Annotated in this window: 10 protein-coding genes; 2 read left to right on the forward strand and 8 right to left on the reverse strand. The window is 38.7% G+C overall.

Annotated elements, in window-relative coordinates:
* Window positions 1–28 precede the first annotated feature (28 nt).
* On the forward strand, window positions 29–3,049 hold the full coding sequence (locus BUR11_RS03960) for a PAS domain-containing hybrid sensor histidine kinase/response regulator (RefSeq protein ID WP_234982082.1): 3,021 nt from the start codon (window positions 29–31) through the stop codon (window positions 3,047–3,049).
* On the opposite strand, the gene BUR11_RS03965 is transcribed toward BUR11_RS03960, so the two are convergent.
* The 6 genes from BUR11_RS03965 to BUR11_RS03995 form a co-directional block, all read right to left on the reverse strand.
* Window positions 3,037–3,990 (reverse strand): tetratricopeptide repeat protein, encoded by a 954-nt coding sequence (locus BUR11_RS03965; RefSeq protein WP_074223512.1) that lies wholly within the window; start codon window positions 3,988–3,990, stop codon window positions 3,037–3,039. The genes BUR11_RS03960 and BUR11_RS03965 overlap by 13 nt on opposite strands.
* On the reverse strand, window positions 3,953–5,047 hold the full coding sequence (locus BUR11_RS03970; RefSeq protein WP_074223513.1) for an AI-2E family transporter: 1,095 nt from the start codon (window positions 5,045–5,047) through the stop codon (window positions 3,953–3,955). The genes BUR11_RS03965 and BUR11_RS03970 overlap by 38 nt, the downstream gene beginning before the upstream one ends.
* A gap of 71 nt (window positions 5,048–5,118) precedes the next feature.
* Complete coding sequence (locus BUR11_RS03975) at window positions 5,119–7,155, reverse strand: M3 family metallopeptidase (protein WP_074223514.1); 2,037 nt, start codon at window positions 7,153–7,155, stop codon at window positions 5,119–5,121.
* An 11-nt stretch (window positions 7,156–7,166) separates the two neighbouring features.
* Window positions 7,167–7,364: a hypothetical protein gene (locus tag BUR11_RS03980; RefSeq protein WP_074223515.1), complete on the reverse strand. Its 198-nt coding sequence runs from the start codon at window positions 7,362–7,364 to the stop codon at window positions 7,167–7,169.
* A gap of 143 nt (window positions 7,365–7,507) precedes the next feature.
* The gene (locus BUR11_RS03985) at window positions 7,508–9,943 is read right to left on the reverse strand and encodes a zinc-dependent metalloprotease (RefSeq protein WP_074223516.1); all 2,436 of its coding nucleotides are present in this window, start codon (window positions 9,941–9,943) and stop codon (window positions 7,508–7,510) included.
* 692 nt (window positions 9,944–10,635) lie between these two features.
* Window positions 10,636–12,096, reverse strand: coding sequence for a POTRA domain-containing protein (locus BUR11_RS03995; RefSeq protein ID WP_234982084.1), 1,461 nt, complete (start codon window positions 12,094–12,096; stop codon window positions 10,636–10,638).
* A 57-nt stretch (window positions 12,097–12,153) separates the two neighbouring features.
* Here BUR11_RS03995 and yidD point away from each other — a divergent pair, with 57 nt between their 5' ends.
* The gene (gene yidD, locus BUR11_RS04000; RefSeq protein ID WP_074223518.1) at window positions 12,154–12,381 is read left to right on the forward strand and encodes a membrane protein insertion efficiency factor YidD; all 228 of its coding nucleotides are present in this window, start codon (window positions 12,154–12,156) and stop codon (window positions 12,379–12,381) included.
* Here the strand turns inward: yidD and BUR11_RS04005 are convergent.
* Both BUR11_RS04005 and nadE read right to left on the reverse strand, forming a co-directional pair.
* Window positions 12,378–13,481 (reverse strand): prolipoprotein diacylglyceryl transferase, encoded by a 1,104-nt coding sequence (locus BUR11_RS04005; protein ID WP_074223519.1) that lies wholly within the window; start codon window positions 13,479–13,481, stop codon window positions 12,378–12,380. The genes yidD and BUR11_RS04005 overlap by 4 nt on opposite strands.
* Window positions 13,482–13,483: 2 nt before the next feature.
* Window positions 13,484–15,322, reverse strand: a complete 1,839-nt coding sequence (nadE, locus tag BUR11_RS04010; protein WP_074223520.1) for an NAD(+) synthase — start codon at window positions 15,320–15,322, stop codon at window positions 13,484–13,486.
* Between the last annotated feature and the right edge of the window lie 30 nt (window positions 15,323–15,352).

The raw sequence follows: 15,352 nt of genomic DNA on the forward strand, positions 1-15,352 counted from the left end.
TTATTTGTTATGAAATGCAAATTGATGTATGTTTACGACAGATAAGACTGTAAAAGTCTCAGCTTTGAAAAAAAAGGCATACACCCAAAAAGCGATAAATTATTCAATGCAAGAAAGAGGTATTAATAGCACCTTTAAAAAAATCATTTACGAATCTTCGGAAATGGTGTTTCTTGCTGATGATACATTTCCCTATAGTATTTTCTATGCGAATGAATCATTTGAAACGCTAATTGGAGAGTCACTCCAAGAGAAGACCCTTGCTGGTCTTGGTTTGGACATCAATGCCTATATCTTTAAAGAAGAACTGATTCTTTCCCATGGAGGTAAAGATTATAGCTTCCGGTTAGAACTTCCACATGAGAATGGTTCTAACTATTTTCTTTTCTACAAAGGAAAAGAGGTAAAGACACACGGATTGCCGAATAACCAAGAAGCGCAACAGTTTTTTAAATCCAACCTTGATATCATTGCAATCGGTCAACATGATTACTTTACTTATGTGAATGGATCTGTATTACCAGTATTAGGGTATGAGGTGGAAGGATTGTTAAATACCAGTTTATGCAATTTGATCCATCCTCAAGATTTGGATCTTGTCAAGTCTACTTGGAAAGAAAACGCTGGTCAGGAAGGGAATGCTTTCTTTGAAGTTAGGGTAAAGAGTAAGCAGGGCCTTTATAAAAGTATTGAATGTTCTGTCCAGTTTACGCCGGACAGATTTTTTATTATAGGCCGGGATATTTCTGAAAGAGTAAAAGAGGGAGAAGTATTAAGTCAAATCGAGAAATTGAAAATAGCTTCTCCAACCATGGCTCCATCAGGCTCTTGGAGATATAACAAGAGTACTCGAATCATTCATCTGGATTTAATAGCCTCCAACTTATTAGGCTTTCCTCAAGTTATTGACTTGAATAGAATAGACCTCCATGAACCCATACAGGAATTCAAGTCCGTTTGGAGTGCTGTCTTTGATCAACAGGAGCCTGTACAAGGAGAACTGGAATGTGAATTACCAATCAAAAGTCTAGAAGGGAAGCATATTCAACTTAAAGGAATACAAGTAAGTGACGATAATGACCAATTTGCAGGTGTTTTATGGGACGATTTTGAAATAATTCAACAAGCAAATCGTACAAAGACGCTGGAGCAACTTTTGATGGAATCTCCTGAGCCAGCGATGGTCGTCTATCCAGATGGAGAAGTATACTTAGCAAATGCAGAAGTCAATCGACTTTTTGGTATGGATAAGGATATTACCCATCTGTCTGACCTAGGAGTTTTGTTTGATGATCCAGAACTTTGGAAAGATTGGATCCAAACAGAAGATAATACCAAACATACCCAACGATTCTCTTCCTTGTTGATCAATGGGCAGGGGAAGCAATTGACATTAGAAGTGGCTTCTAAAGTGGTTTTGACTTCCGAAAAAAGTTTGATTAGTCTTTCTTTTAGAAATATTTCCGAGAAAGTAACACTAGAGAAAAACCTAGAGGAAAGCAGTAACTTCTTGATGAACTTAACAGAGCAAGTTCCTGGTGGATTGTACCAGATGTTGCTGGATAAGGAAGGTAAAATGAAGTTTTCATTCCTTTCCAAGGGAATCAGTTCTGTGCTTGGACTGAATCCGGAGGAGATTAAAGACTTTGAGGATATTTCTTCGGCCATTTCCAGAGTACATCCTATGGATTTGCCACAGGTGATCATGAGTTCTGTAGCCTCAGCACGTAAACAAGAGCCTTGGCAATGCCAATTTAGGGTCAAAACCAACTCTGAAAACAACGAATATCGTTGGGTGCTAGGAGCTGCCAGGCCCCAGTTGTTATCTAACGGTGATATGGTTTGGTATGGATATCTGACCGATATCAGTAATCAAAAGGAATTTGAAGCTAAACTGGATGAAGCGAGGAAGACTGCAGAAAAAGCCAGTCAAATCAAATCTGATTTCTTGTCCATGATTAGTCATGAGTTAAGAACTCCTTTGAATGCCATTTCAGGTTCCACCTACTCATTACTCCAAGAGCAGCCTACTGATTCCCAAAAAACAGCTTTAAATACCATAAACTTTGCGGTAGATAATTTGATTATCATGATCAATGATCTACTGGATTTCCAGAAAATTGAAGCTGGTAAACTTACCATTGAGAAAGCACCTTTCCATTTCGAAAATCTGATCAATCAAATTATTAAGGGATTATCCTTCCATGCACGAGACAGCAAAAATAATTTAAACCTGCACACCTCGGAAGGATTGGATAAATGGTTGAAAGGGGATAAAACCAGGTTGTCTCAAATTTTGAATAACCTGATTACAAATGCCCTGAAATTCACAAAAGAAGGGGATGTAGATGTTTCTGTTTTATTGAGAAGTCAAGATTCAGAAAAAGTAAGAATCTATTTTGAGGTGAAGGATAGTGGGATCGGAATTGCTAAAGAGAATCAAGAAAAGATTTTCAATGATTTTGACCAGGTGAAACCTACGTTTAGCACTAAGTATGGAGGGACCGGTCTTGGGCTTTCTATTACTCGTAAATTATTGGGTTTAATGGGAGGGAAGATCCAATTGGAATCCGAGGAAGGTAAGGGAAGTAGGTTCTTTTTTGAATTAGAATTTGAGGTTTCCGAAGATCAACCTTTATCCCATGTTTCTGCTAAAGAAGTACAGAAGGATCCCAAAGTATTAAATCTGTTGATGGCAGAGGATAATGATGTAAATGCATTGGTATTAGGTAAAATTATAAAGAAGTGGGGCTTCACCTATGAACGCGTTTTGAATGGCCAGGAAGCCGTGGATGCTGTCAAGTCGAAAGACTATGATTGTGTACTGATGGATATTCAAATGCCTGTAATGGATGGGTTCGATGCAACCACCGCCATCAAATCATTTTCTACTATCCCTGTAATTGCATTAACTGCTGCCGCAAAGCTTGAGATCATGGAAAAGATAGATCACTGTGGCTTTGATGGGTTTGTAGCCAAACCGATCGATGCAGCAGAGCTATTGAAGAAAATAAGAGAAGTCGTTTCCGGCGAGAGTTATAGTGCCTGAGCTTTTTGAATGTATTCCGCTACCAAATCCATGTCTGGATAATTTTGACTTAGCTCAGCCAAAAACTGCATAGCAGTGACTTTATCCCCTTTCATTACATAATAGATTCCTTTATTTCTTAGGGCAAATGGATTATTTGAATCCATTTTTAGACTTTGGTTGACCAACTCTAGACCTTCTTCCAATTTCCCCAAATACATCAAGTATAGGCCTTTATTGTTGTAATAATAGGCTTGAGAATTATTGATTACAATCGCTTTATCTACTGCATTTAATGCATTTTCGTAATCTCCTTCATCAAAATAGATCATGGATCTCAAATTGTGAAGATTAGGTTCCATTGGATTTACTAATTCAGCTTGATCCAAGATTTCCATGGCTTCAGCAGACTTATTCTCATAATAAAGTAGGGTTGCTTGATTGACCAATAAATCAGAATTCGTAGGGTCTAAGCTTACTGCTTTTTCGAAAGAGGCCAGTGCTTTTGGATAATTGTTCAATTTCTCTTCCACCAGGCCAGATAAGAAAAAAGATTTCCAGGATTGATCATCTAAACTGATGAGTTTCTCTGCATCCTCTCTTGCCTTGTAAAACTCTCCATTGTCCAAGTATGCCAAGCCTCTTTGGAAATAACCTTCAAAATTGGAAGGATCGATTTTTAGGGCATCATCCAATGCATGAATGGCCAAATCAAGTTGATTGATTTTTAAATGAGCCATCGCTTTATTGAAATAAGCGTCAACGTAATTGCTGTCTAGCTTGATGGCTTCTTCGTAGAAAGAGATCGCCGATTTAGGGTCGTTTTCTTCAATTTTCTCATTCCCTTTCAACAGGAACCTACCTTTTTTATCCTCCACGGTGTCGCAGGAATAAATCCCTAAAAAGGCAATCATCACCATGGATTTAATCGCTATCCTCTTTTTTACGCTCAATTTTTGCATGATCTTCTTCTTCACCTAATAGTAAGGCAAATGGGCTAGTCTGGTCGCTTAATTCAAATATTTCTCTTAGAATTGCTAAGGTAGGAATAATCAAAACCATTCCGGCAATCCCCCAAATGGAACCACCAATTAATAGTCCTAAGAACGTGATGAAAGGATTCAAGTTGACATTTCCGCCCACAATTTTTGGAGTTAAGAAATTACCCTCTATCAGCTGTATTATTTGATAAGAAGCTAATACTGCCAAAGGGTAGAAAAGACTATCCTTGGTCAAAAATGAATAAATCATGGGCATCAATGCGCCAATAAAAGGACCTACATAAGGAATGATGTTTAGAAATGCCGCTATTATCCCAAAGAAAATTGCATGCTTGATACCAAGGGCACTAAATGCAGAAACATTTAGGATCGCCAAGATTCCCATCACCTTTACCACGCCTATAATGTAATTTTGAAGCAGTTTCCTGAGGCTGGTAATTCTCATTTTTACCAACTGAGGGTCTTTATCCCGGTAGATTCTGATCATCACTTCTGTCAGGTGATCCCTGTAAAGGAGAAAGAAAAACATGAAAACAGGAATAAGAATTGCGCCGGAAAGGGAGCCAACAGTTCTTAATGCAAATCCAGTAATGTTGGCACCATGTTGTTGTAATAAGGTTTTAATGTAATCATCACTGGCTTTCTCTTCCAGGTTTTCGTCTATTCCAAAATTACTATAAGTCCAATCATCAATTTCTTTCGCATAATTGGAAAGCTTTTCAGAAACATTGTCAAAATCATTGGTAAAATTAGAAACCGTGGTGATAATAAATGATAAAAAACCTACGACCATCGCGATATTAACCAATAAGGATAATATACTAGAAACGGTCCTTGGGATTTTTTTCTTTTCAAACCAATTAGACAAGGGAGTAAAAAGGACTGCGAAAAAACCTCCCATAAATAAGGGGACTAGGAGACTTTTGCCAACAATAAGAAAAAAGACCAACACAATGATGAAAATCAGCACTGACAGGGCTTTTAAATAAGGGGGTAAAATAAAACCTTTCTCTTTCATTTATGTGACTTTAGTTGTTCCTAATCTCTACTTAATATAGGAGATTTTCAATAATATTTATTCTATCATCATTAGGATTCTATTAAACCAGCCCGCTTTAATAAAGCATCTGTTTTAGGCTCTCTTCCTCTGAACCTTTTATAGAGAACAGATGGATGTTCGCTTCCACCTGCTGATAGAATATTCGTTTGGAAAGAAGCCGCCGTAACCTCGTCAAAAACCCCTTTTTCCAAGAATAAATCAAATGCATCCGCATCTAAAACCTCAGCCCATTTGTAGCTGTAGTAACCTGCTGAATATCCTCCTTGAAAAATATGAGAGAACGAGGTTGCCATTAAAGTCTCAGGTACTTTAGGAAGTAAGTCAGTCCTTTTCATGGCCTCTTGTTCAAAGGCTGGAATATCGGTAATTGTAGATGCAGGAGCACTATGGAATGCCATATCTAGCAATCCAAAGCTAATTTGTCTAACAGTTTGATAACCTTGTTGAAAATTTGCTGCCTTTTTTAATTTTTCAATCAGGTCCGATGGAATTTTTTCACCTGTTTCATAGTGGTCTGCAAAGAAGTCAAGGCATTCTTTCTCGTAACACCAGTTTTCAAAAATCTGAGAAGGCAATTCCACAAAATCCCAATAAACACTTGTTCCGGACAGAGATTCATAAGTAGTATTGGCAAGCATCCCGTGAAGCGCATGTCCAAATTCATGGAAAAGCGTTGTTACTTCATTGAAGGTTAGTAAACTAGGTTTGGTTTTGGTAGGCTTTGTAAAGTTGCAGACAATGGAGACGTGAGGCCTATTGTTGATGTCACCTTGCATACTTTGACCACGGTAACTGGTCATCCAGGCACCATTTCTCTTTCCGGGTCTTGGAAAGTAATCTGCATAATATACTGCCAAATGTTTCCCGGATCTATCTGTTACTTCATAGGCTTTCACATCAGGATGATAAACCGGAATTTCTGGATTCTGTTTAAAATCTATTCCAAATAATTTGTTTGCAGTTTTGAAAACACCTGAGACAACTTTTTCCAGTTGGAAATAAGGCTTTAGTAATTCATCGTCAATCGCGTATTTCTCTTTTTTTAATAATTCAGAATAGTAAGCGAAATCCCATTTTTGTAATTCGGATATTCCGTCTAGTTTTTTGGCAAATGCGGTCAACTCTTCTACTTCTTTCTCAGCTTTTGGCCTTGCTTTCTCCAGAAGCGATTCTAAAAAATTGATTACTTCTTTAGGGCTTTTTGCCATGCGCTCTTCTAAAATAAATTCCGCATGATTTGCATATCCCAATAGCTTTGCCCTCTTTTCTTTCAGAATCAATATGTCTTTGATGATTTGCTGATTGTCCAATTCATCTCCTTTGGAGCATTTTGTATTGTATGCTAAGAAAAGAAGCTTTCTCAATTCCCTGTTTTTCGCATAGGTCATCGCAGGAATATAACTTGGATAGTCCAAGGTGAATGCCCATTGGCCGGGCTTATTTTTTTCTTCAGCGATTTGGGCGGCCGCCTCTTTTATTCCTTCAGGCAGGCCTTCTACGGCACTTTCTTCTGTTTCAAAATGAACAAACTTATTGGTTTCTTCCAGCACATTCTCACCGTACTTCAGACTTAACTGAGCTAGTTCTTGATCAATATTTCGCAGAATCTCACCTTCTTCAGACGTTAATTTTGCGCCATTTCTCACAAAAGATTTATAGGTTTTTTCCAAAAGCATATTTTGCTCTGGTGTCAAGGTTAGCGCTGATTTGGAATCAAAAACTGAAGCTACTTTTTGGAATAATACCTGGTCCAACAAAATGTCATTAGAATGCTGTGTTAAAAGAGGGGAGATCTCTCTAGCCAGTTTTTGTAATTCAGGGCTAGTTTCTGCAGAATTTAAATTGAAAAATATAGAGCTGATAATACCAAGCTTTTTACCGGATCTATCCAATGCTTCTATCGTGTTTTCGAACGTGGGTTGATCCGCCTTCTTGATCTCCTCAATCTCTAATTTGGCTTCCTCAATGGCTGTTTTAATGGCAGGAAGATAATCTTCTGTTTTAATTTTAGTAAATGGAGCTGTATCGAATGGAGTGGCAAATTGAGCCAATAATGGGTTTTGCATATACTTAGAAACTATAGTTTTTGGTTTAGCTGATGGATTTCGGTAGGAACCATCAAATGACCTGACTTTTTCAATTCAGCCTCTAATCTACCAATTTGATCTGTAAAGCTCTCTCCGATCCAATAGGGATGTGATATTTTTTGCACTTTAATTTCCCGCAATTTCATTTCAAATGGCTCTATCTCAAACCATTCGAATTCTTGACGCATACAAAGTCACTTAGCGATTTTATAATAGGGAATTTGGGGAATGGGATGGTAAACATGACCTACCAATTCCGATGGCACAAAAATGAAAAAAGCAGCCTTAACATTTAAAGCTGCTTTTTAAGGATTAGTTAATTCGTATCCTTTTAATAATCAAAATCGCAAGACATAGAATCGGAACCAATTGGAGAACCATCAGGAGCCTTTAACGTTTCCTGAACAGTTAATTCAACTGGTAGTTCTAAAAATGCATTGATTTTTTCAGTGAGGTACTCAGAATGTTGGGAAAGCAGTCCAGAAGTTACTCTTCCTGAAAGCTTGTTACTTCCGTTGGCTAGCTCATCTAACTGAGCTCTGGTGATAGCTCTTACCGTATTGGAAGCATTTCCATTCTTGGCTAAAGCAATCATATGATCAACCAATTTTGTTTCAGTCATCAACTTGATTTCTGTTTCCAATCCAGAAGGAATAGTAGATGAGAATACTTGAGAACTAACTTGATCCAATACAGACTGGTAGCTAGGTAAGCCGTTGTCTTGTAGATTTTGAAGATAAACTCTATTCATTCTAGCATCATCCAACAGGAAGGAGAAAGTTAGATCAACCACTGTTTCGGCTGGTGCAATTGGGTCGAAAATAGGTCCAGTTCTTGAAACAAAAGTTTCTCTGGTTCTTCCATACCCATAAGGTCTTGGTGGAATCAAAGCAAGAATATGTGAAGGAACCGCCAATTGGCTTGGGGATACAGTCAACAACAAGGCATCAAGAGCTTCTAATTGCTCTTTGGCAGGTACCCATTTGTGATTGGGTTGATTGTCTCCCTTCACTTTGTAGTTGTAATCCATGCCACCTACCAATTTGGTGGTAGCTTCCACTTGATACCGATGCATTAAGTATAGCGGTACAAGCACCTCCTCCAGCATTGCTTCTGGGGTACCAGTAGGAATCGCATTTAAGCCAAAAGATTGTAATTTATTTGCTCTCAATTCCAACATTCTTTTCAACTCTTCTGGAGAAGAAGCACCGTTATCCCAAAGGTGGGATCGAGGATGAGCTCCACTTGGGTCTCTGGAATCCGAATCAGTAATGAACTCATAGCCTGCTGAATAGGTGTCCTGAAGGGTTTTTTCTAAATATTCTTCTTCGGTCATGCCTGGAGGAACTGTGCCATATCCAAATTTAATCGCCCACTTATCCCATTCTCCAATTTTTTGATCATAAGCCACAGAAAGATCTAATTCTCCATTGGCATTTTGAGTGATTACAGGATAAGGATAGTCCATCACAGAAGATCTGTTTTCTGCAGATGTTGCATAGCTATGGGATATTCCCAAGGTATGACCAATTTCATGGGCAGAGAGTTGTCTTAATCGGTCCAATGCTAATTTCAGCATTTTTGGATCGGGCTCTGTTCCATTTTCATATGGCTGGATTAGTCCTTGAGCAATTAAGTAATCCTGTCTTACACGAAGAGATCCCAAAGAAACATGACCTTTGATGATCTCTCCAGTTCGAGGGTCTCTAACGCTGCTACCATAAGACCAGCCTCTGGTAGATCGATGAACCCACTGCACTACATTGTATCGAACGTCCATAAGATCCATTCCTTCTGGAGCAAGTTCAACTCTATATGCGTTTTTAAAACCTGCTGCTTCAAAAGCCTGTGCCCAATAATTTCCACCTTCAATTAAAGCGGATGCAACAGGCTCAGGTGTGCCTCGATCTAGATAATAAACGATGGGCTCTACCACTTCTGAAACAGCAGCAGTTGGATCTTTTTTCTCTAACCGATGTCTGGTGATAAATCGCTTTACAATTGGTTCAGTGATTGGAGTAGTAAAGTCCATATAGGAAATGGCATTAAAACCACCTCTTGGATCAAATTCACGCTTTTGATAGTCTAAATCAGGAAGTTCTATAAATGAGTGTCTTTGACGCACTGTTACCGCATCTGAGCCAGGGGTCACCGAGCTTAGCTCTCTACCTGTAATTTGTCCTGTAAGTGTAATAACCGCTTCTACTTCCGTGTTTTTAGGGAAGTTTTTGATGGTAGGATAATATAAACTAGATCTGCTTGCATCGGTACGGAAGGTTCCTTGACGGCTCCTGGATAGTCTGCTTCCTACACCATGGGTATCTTCCATGTAGAATTTGGTCGCTTCTACAATGAAACTACCGTCATTTTCCTGTGCCACCTCAAATCCCCAAAGAGTGGACTCCGCAAAGGCATCGCGGATGGATTTTACTTCGGCAGGGTTTTCTGAATAAGCTCGATAATCATAATTCTTTTGAACCAAAAAGATTTTATTTCCTGTCTTTCTGAATTCCACAATTCGAGTTTGTCCAAGTTGGCCTCGATCCAAGCCCAGATCGTTGGATCCTACTCCGGCAGTAAGTGAACTGACATATAGAAATTCCTTTTCTAAATCGTCAATTTCCAAATAGATCTTTCCATTTTCCTCATCTAAATAGAAATCAACAAAGCCCTCCATTTTATTGAATTTGCTCAGATCCAGATTTTGAGCAAAGACCGATAGGGTGCTTAGGAGTACAATGATAGTTGTATAAAGTGTTTTTCTCATGGATTAGTGGTTTGTTGACAAATTATTAAAAAAACTGCCTCAACATTGCACCATTGATGGAAAATTATCGATGTATCCTATAGCTACTTAAAAAGGTACGCTCGGTTTGATAAGAGAGATTAATAGTTTGAAGTCCAGAGCTGATGTGTTCACGATCAACATCACCGGTTCTGGCAAATCTTAATTAGGCAGATATTCGGGAGTGGAACTTGTATGGTCCAAGTTTGTAATGTAGCCATCCCTGGCCAGAGAATGCAGGAATGGAAAATGTCCAGCGTACGATGTTCTCATTTGCATACTGTCTATTGTAATGGATTTCTATGTTAAATAATACCCCTCTTGCAGTGATTTTACAATGTCTTGTCCATGTTGGAGGTCTTGTAGGATCATAGACCCTTCAAGAAGTCCTTATGGTTCGACCGCAGCCTCAGCAAAGAGCATGGGATATCGGGTACCTCACTCCAATTTTGTTCAAAGTGGACCAAGTGTCAGGAAGATTAACGTGAAGGCTTCCCATGCCTTGACTTCTGGCACCATAGGCTTGGGTCAAATGGTCCGTTTGAGGAAAAGCTGTAGAACAAACAAAAACAGCGAAGCAACAAAAAACAGCTTCTTCCTTTCTCAAAAACTTAAATGAACCATGAATTAAATAAAATTCATTTGCTTTGAAATGAGAACTAAATATTTTTTTATTAGAAAGGTGTTTTAAAGTTGAAGAAAAAGTTGCCTCCCCCAGTGTTGTTTAGGGAATATTCAAACCTTAATACCGCATCGTAAAAACCAACTAAATCAATGCCGAGTCCATACCCAAAGAGGTATTTGTTAGTCAGTCGAGCATTAGCAGGAATTTCATTTCTATCTTTTACAAAGCCATGGTCAAAGTTTGCACTGAGGTATAACCTGACCGGAATGGTACTGAATTGGTCAAGAGGAACAGTTCTAGATATGTCGAAATCATAGTCAAAAAACTTCCATCTAAAGCTGTTTTTGTGAACATACAACTGTTGGCCCTCTATGACATTTAATTCATATCCTCTAATGAAGTTTGGATTATATCCTATACCTCTAACCAAGGTATAGGGTTGGTTTTCACTAAGAAACCAGTTGGCTGTTAATCCAGTGTTAAAATGGAATTTATCGTTGATTTTGAAATACTTATTGGCAGTAAGATTTACCTCTATCTCATCTAGTTCTTTGGTATAGAAGACTCCATATTTCGTAGCTGAAAGGACAAGTAATTCTCCATCTGTAGCATAGGCTACATTATCCCTTCGATCATGACGGAATGTATAAGTCAGGTATAAATAGCGTAAGGTATTGGAGCCATGCTGGAAGTAATTGGGGTTTTCTTCCAGAACTGATGGGTTTATCCAAGTATGATTGAATGCGAGGGTTACAAAATGGAAATTGTAAAAACTCCTTCGGTAGGTATACCTGATTGCGGCAGCAATATTTTTTCTTAAAACATTTTCTTCTGGGGAGGTATAAAAAACCTGTCGGTTGTTTTCAGATTTAATAGCAAGGGTTTTATTGTTGTAAAAGGTGAATTGAGCAGCCAATCCATGCTTTTGTTTTTTGTCTATATAAGGTTTGCTGTATTGAATATCCAATGCTTTTGTAAACCCTAACTGGCCAGCAAACTTCAATTTTTCATTTCTTCCGGCCACATTATTATGGCTCAATCTCATTCCAAAGTTTACTCTGGAAAAATCTCTACCTTGGTTGGTCCACCATTCTGCAAAGTTTCTGTCTGCCAACTGGAAAATAATGGAAGGAAGAATGTACCACCTTTCTTTGACAGTGATGACCACTTCCGCTTCATCTTCTCCAGTTAAAAGTGGCGTGATTTCCACCTCGGTAAATAAGCGAAGGTTATAGATCTTTTTTTGATCTGCCTGGATAATTTCTATAAATGTATCCCAATCGTAGTAATAGTCTGTGGTGAAGTCCAGCTCCCGAAGGATGATACTCTTTTTGGTTTTTTCATTCCCAATGATAAAGATATTGTTCACCTTCACTTTTTCCGGAGTTCCTGTATTAGCCGGACTAAATGAGGTGTCTACCTGCGCATAGACACTTTCAGGTCCTAAACCGAAGCTTAGAATCAGTGTAACTAGCACTACAGGAATGAAATTTATGATCTTATTGGGCAAGAGGGAATTCAGATTGAGTAATTTTGGTTTAGTAATTAAATCCTACTGAGTTTTCAGATGACGTTCAGATTATTAATTCGAAAGATAGCCATATTTCCCGTTTTGGTATACCAATACACAATATCTCCGTTGTTTCCTTCAAGTTGTCGTTATACCCCTACTTGTAGTCAATATACCAAAGAAGCAATTCTTAAATACGGGATCTTCAAGGGAGGTTGGCTTGGATTGAAGAGAATTGCAAGTTGTAATCCCTGGGGAGGTCACGGGCATGATCCTGTTCCTTAATTTTTTTCAGGTTTGATTCCATTACTTAGGGCACGTACTACAAGTATGATTCCTATAATTACTAAAGGTATACTTAGGATTTGCCCCATATTTAGCGCCATATTTTCCTCGAAGTCTACCTGAACTGCTTTGAAATATTCCCAAACAAAGCGCATTCCAAATACGGCAATCAGAAATAATCCTAGCAGAAGTCCATCCGGTAACCTGGATTTATACTTGTTCCATAATCCCAACAAAATCAAAAAGATGAGGAAGTAGGAAATGGATTCGTAAATCTGCGTCGGATGTTTTGTTCTGCCATAGGTTTTTACTGTCGCCAAATAATATTCTCCTTTATCAGAAATAGTCAGGTCCAGTGGACTTTCTTCGGGTTCTGCTAAATACTCTTGAGAGGACTTAAATTGGGTCAAAACATACTTTAAATCCCTTCTTAAAGTGGATTCTAAATCTGTTAGGCTATATCCTCCTTTATTGATTTCTATATCAAAATTAACGGGGACTATCCCATTATTTTGAAGTTCAGATTCACGATCTGTAGGCTTATAGGCCTCGATGGATTCAATGGGAACTCGCATGGTCCCCATGATGTCTTTGGTATCCCAAGCATATACAAAACCATAATCCGTTCCTGTGTCTTTACCGCCGATTTCGGAGTTCATCAAGTTTCCAAAACGAATCAATGCTCCAGTCATGGCTGTAACAATAACAATCCTGTCAACTACCCAAAGGTAACTTTGACCTGGAGTCCTTTTGGCGTATAACCAAAGGGCAAATAAGATGGCAATAGCAGCGCCATGACTGGCAAGGCCACCTTCCCAAACTTTAAGGATTTCAATGGGATTGCTGAGGTATTTTTCTGGCTCATAAAACAGGACATGTCCCAGTCTAGCTCCAATGATGGTTGCCAACACCATATAGATGGTAAGCTTGTCCACCAACAATTCATTTTGACCTTCTTTCTTGAAAAAGTAGACCATAAACTGTTGAGATATAATAAAGCCTAAGGCAAATAATAAACTGTACCATCTGAGCCTTTCAAATCCTGAGAAAACAGCAGGGTTCGGGTCCCAAACGACATAATTCAGCAATGATTCAATCATATTTAAAGTTGATCTAATTGTTCAAGTTCTTCGGCAAATCCTCCAGATAAAATTGGGAAACGATACCAGGTTTTTGGGTCCACATTGAATTCGTCCAAATGAAAAGAAGGAGCCAAACGTTCCCTTTTCCATTGGTTTCTTGACCACAGTCTAAAGAATTTTTTGATATAATCCTTCAAAACGCTGCTTTCAAGTTGAAGTTCTTCATGAAGTATTAAAAAAATGTCCATTGGAGATCGTTTGTCCCGAATGGCCAATTTTTCTATTTCCACAATGACGGCATAGGGCATCAAATCTTTTTCATCCGTCTGTGTTCTTTCCAAAGGCCTAAGTTCGGCCGTCGGTTGAAGGGAATTGACCAGCTGCAAACCTGGCTGTTTTAAGTTTTTTTCAGCCCAATTGAGCCAATGCAAAATGAAATATTTGTCAACCGCTGCGATAGGAGAGATACTTCCACTGGTATCCCCATCCATGGTGGCATACCCTACATCACCTTCACTTCGGTTGGAAGTAGAAAGCAACAGTGAATTCTTAATATTTGCCAGCATCCAGATAATAGGGGACCTAGATCTAGCTTGAATATTTTGTAAAGTGATATCATCCTGCTCCCAAGTCAGTGGTCTTCCGATGGCTTCCTCTATTTTCTTGGTATAGGAGAATACCTCCTCGTCGATGCTCCAATGGTAAAACTTTGCCCCAATGCTTTCTGCCAATGTTTTGGCACTTTGAAAGGTATCATTCGAAGAGTTTTTGGTGCCTTGGTATGCAGTAGTCAATAATTCACCAACCAAAAATTTGTCGGCATTTTCCTCTTTTGGAGGAAGTGGTAAATTTAATTTGTTGCAAAAAAGAACGATACCTAAATCCTGTATCCCTCGTTTGACCATTTCAGAAACCAGAATAGCAATGGTAGATGAATCTGCTCCTCCACTTAAAGAAAGTACAAACCCTTTACTTTTGCTTTTTCGGAGGTAGTCAAATAATGCAAGAGAAGCGGCTTGAACAAATTCTTTTTCTTTTTCTAAAATGGGAGCGATGTCCTGTTTTTTGGGCTCTAGGTAAAAACTTTTTACCTGAAAATCCTGAAAGGATAAGAGTTGATTTCTACCTAGGATTTCACCTGATTTGCCCAACATCATCTCACCATCGAAAATCATTCTTCCTGCCTCATTTCCAAGCAGGTTTGCATAACAGTAATAGCAGTCAAAGATTTTGCTACTCTCTTGAATTAATTGGTAGCGTTCACGGGTTTTACCCATGGCAAAATGGCTGGCACTTGGGTTAAATATTAAATCAACATTTCTTTCGGCTAATCTATACCCTGGGCGCATAGTTCCTCTCCAGGCATCTTCACAGATTTCGAATCCATATTTTATTCCTTTATGCTCAAAAATCTGATCTCCTAGAGGGTAATTTTCACCTTGAAACTCAAAATCAATCACCTCATTTGCTTGCCAGGGAGTGAACCATCTGAATTCGTAATGTACTCCGTCAATGGCAAGGTATTGTTTGGCTACAAAGCCCTTTAATATTGCATTTTCTATGACCGCCACACAATTGTAGACGTTCTCCTGAATTCGGATAGGTAAACCTACTGCTACGGTGATATCGGTACATTCAGGGATTAATAATTCCAGTTGTTTTAGCGCTTTTTGGGGAAACCAATAGCTTAAAAACAAATCTTCACTACCATAGCCAGTGATAGCCAATTCAGGTAAGCAAAGAATTTCTGCTTTTTCAGATTTTGCTTCTTTTACTGCACGAATAATTCTGTCCAGATTACCTTTCCAATCCAAAGGGGTTTGATTGACGGTACCAGAAGCAATTTTTATGGGGGACATGGTAGATTAGAATTGAAAATGAAATTTACT

Source organism: Algoriphagus halophilus, from assembly GCF_900129785.1.
GTDB classification, from domain to species: domain Bacteria; phylum Bacteroidota; class Bacteroidia; order Cytophagales; family Cyclobacteriaceae; genus Algoriphagus; species Algoriphagus halophilus.

Excerpts from the sequence above, each read along its gene's own strand:
- BUR11_RS03960 (WP_234982082.1), top strand. The coding sequence starts at position 29 with ATGTTTACGACAGATAAGACTGTAAAAGTCTCAGCTTTGAAAAAAAAG.
- BUR11_RS03965 (WP_074223512.1), bottom strand. The coding sequence starts at position 3,990 with ATGCAAAAATTGAGCGTAAAAAAGAGGATAGCGATTAAATCCATGGTG.
- BUR11_RS03970 (WP_074223513.1), bottom strand. The coding sequence starts at position 5,047 with ATGAAAGAGAAAGGTTTTATTTTACCCCCTTATTTAAAAGCCCTGTCA.
- BUR11_RS03975 (WP_074223514.1), bottom strand. The coding sequence starts at position 7,155 with ATGCAAAACCCATTATTGGCTCAATTTGCCACTCCATTCGATACAGCT.
- BUR11_RS03980 (WP_074223515.1), bottom strand. The coding sequence starts at position 7,364 with ATGCGTCAAGAATTCGAATGGTTTGAGATAGAGCCATTTGAAATGAAA.
- BUR11_RS03985 (WP_074223516.1), bottom strand. The coding sequence starts at position 9,943 with ATGAGAAAAACACTTTATACAACTATCATTGTACTCCTAAGCACCCTA.
- yidD (WP_074223518.1), top strand. The coding sequence starts at position 12,154 with ATGACGTTCAGATTATTAATTCGAAAGATAGCCATATTTCCCGTTTTG.
- BUR11_RS04005 (WP_074223519.1), bottom strand. The coding sequence starts at position 13,481 with ATGATTGAATCATTGCTGAATTATGTCGTTTGGGACCCGAACCCTGCT.
- nadE (WP_074223520.1), bottom strand. The coding sequence starts at position 15,322 with ATGTCCCCCATAAAAATTGCTTCTGGTACCGTCAATCAAACCCCTTTG.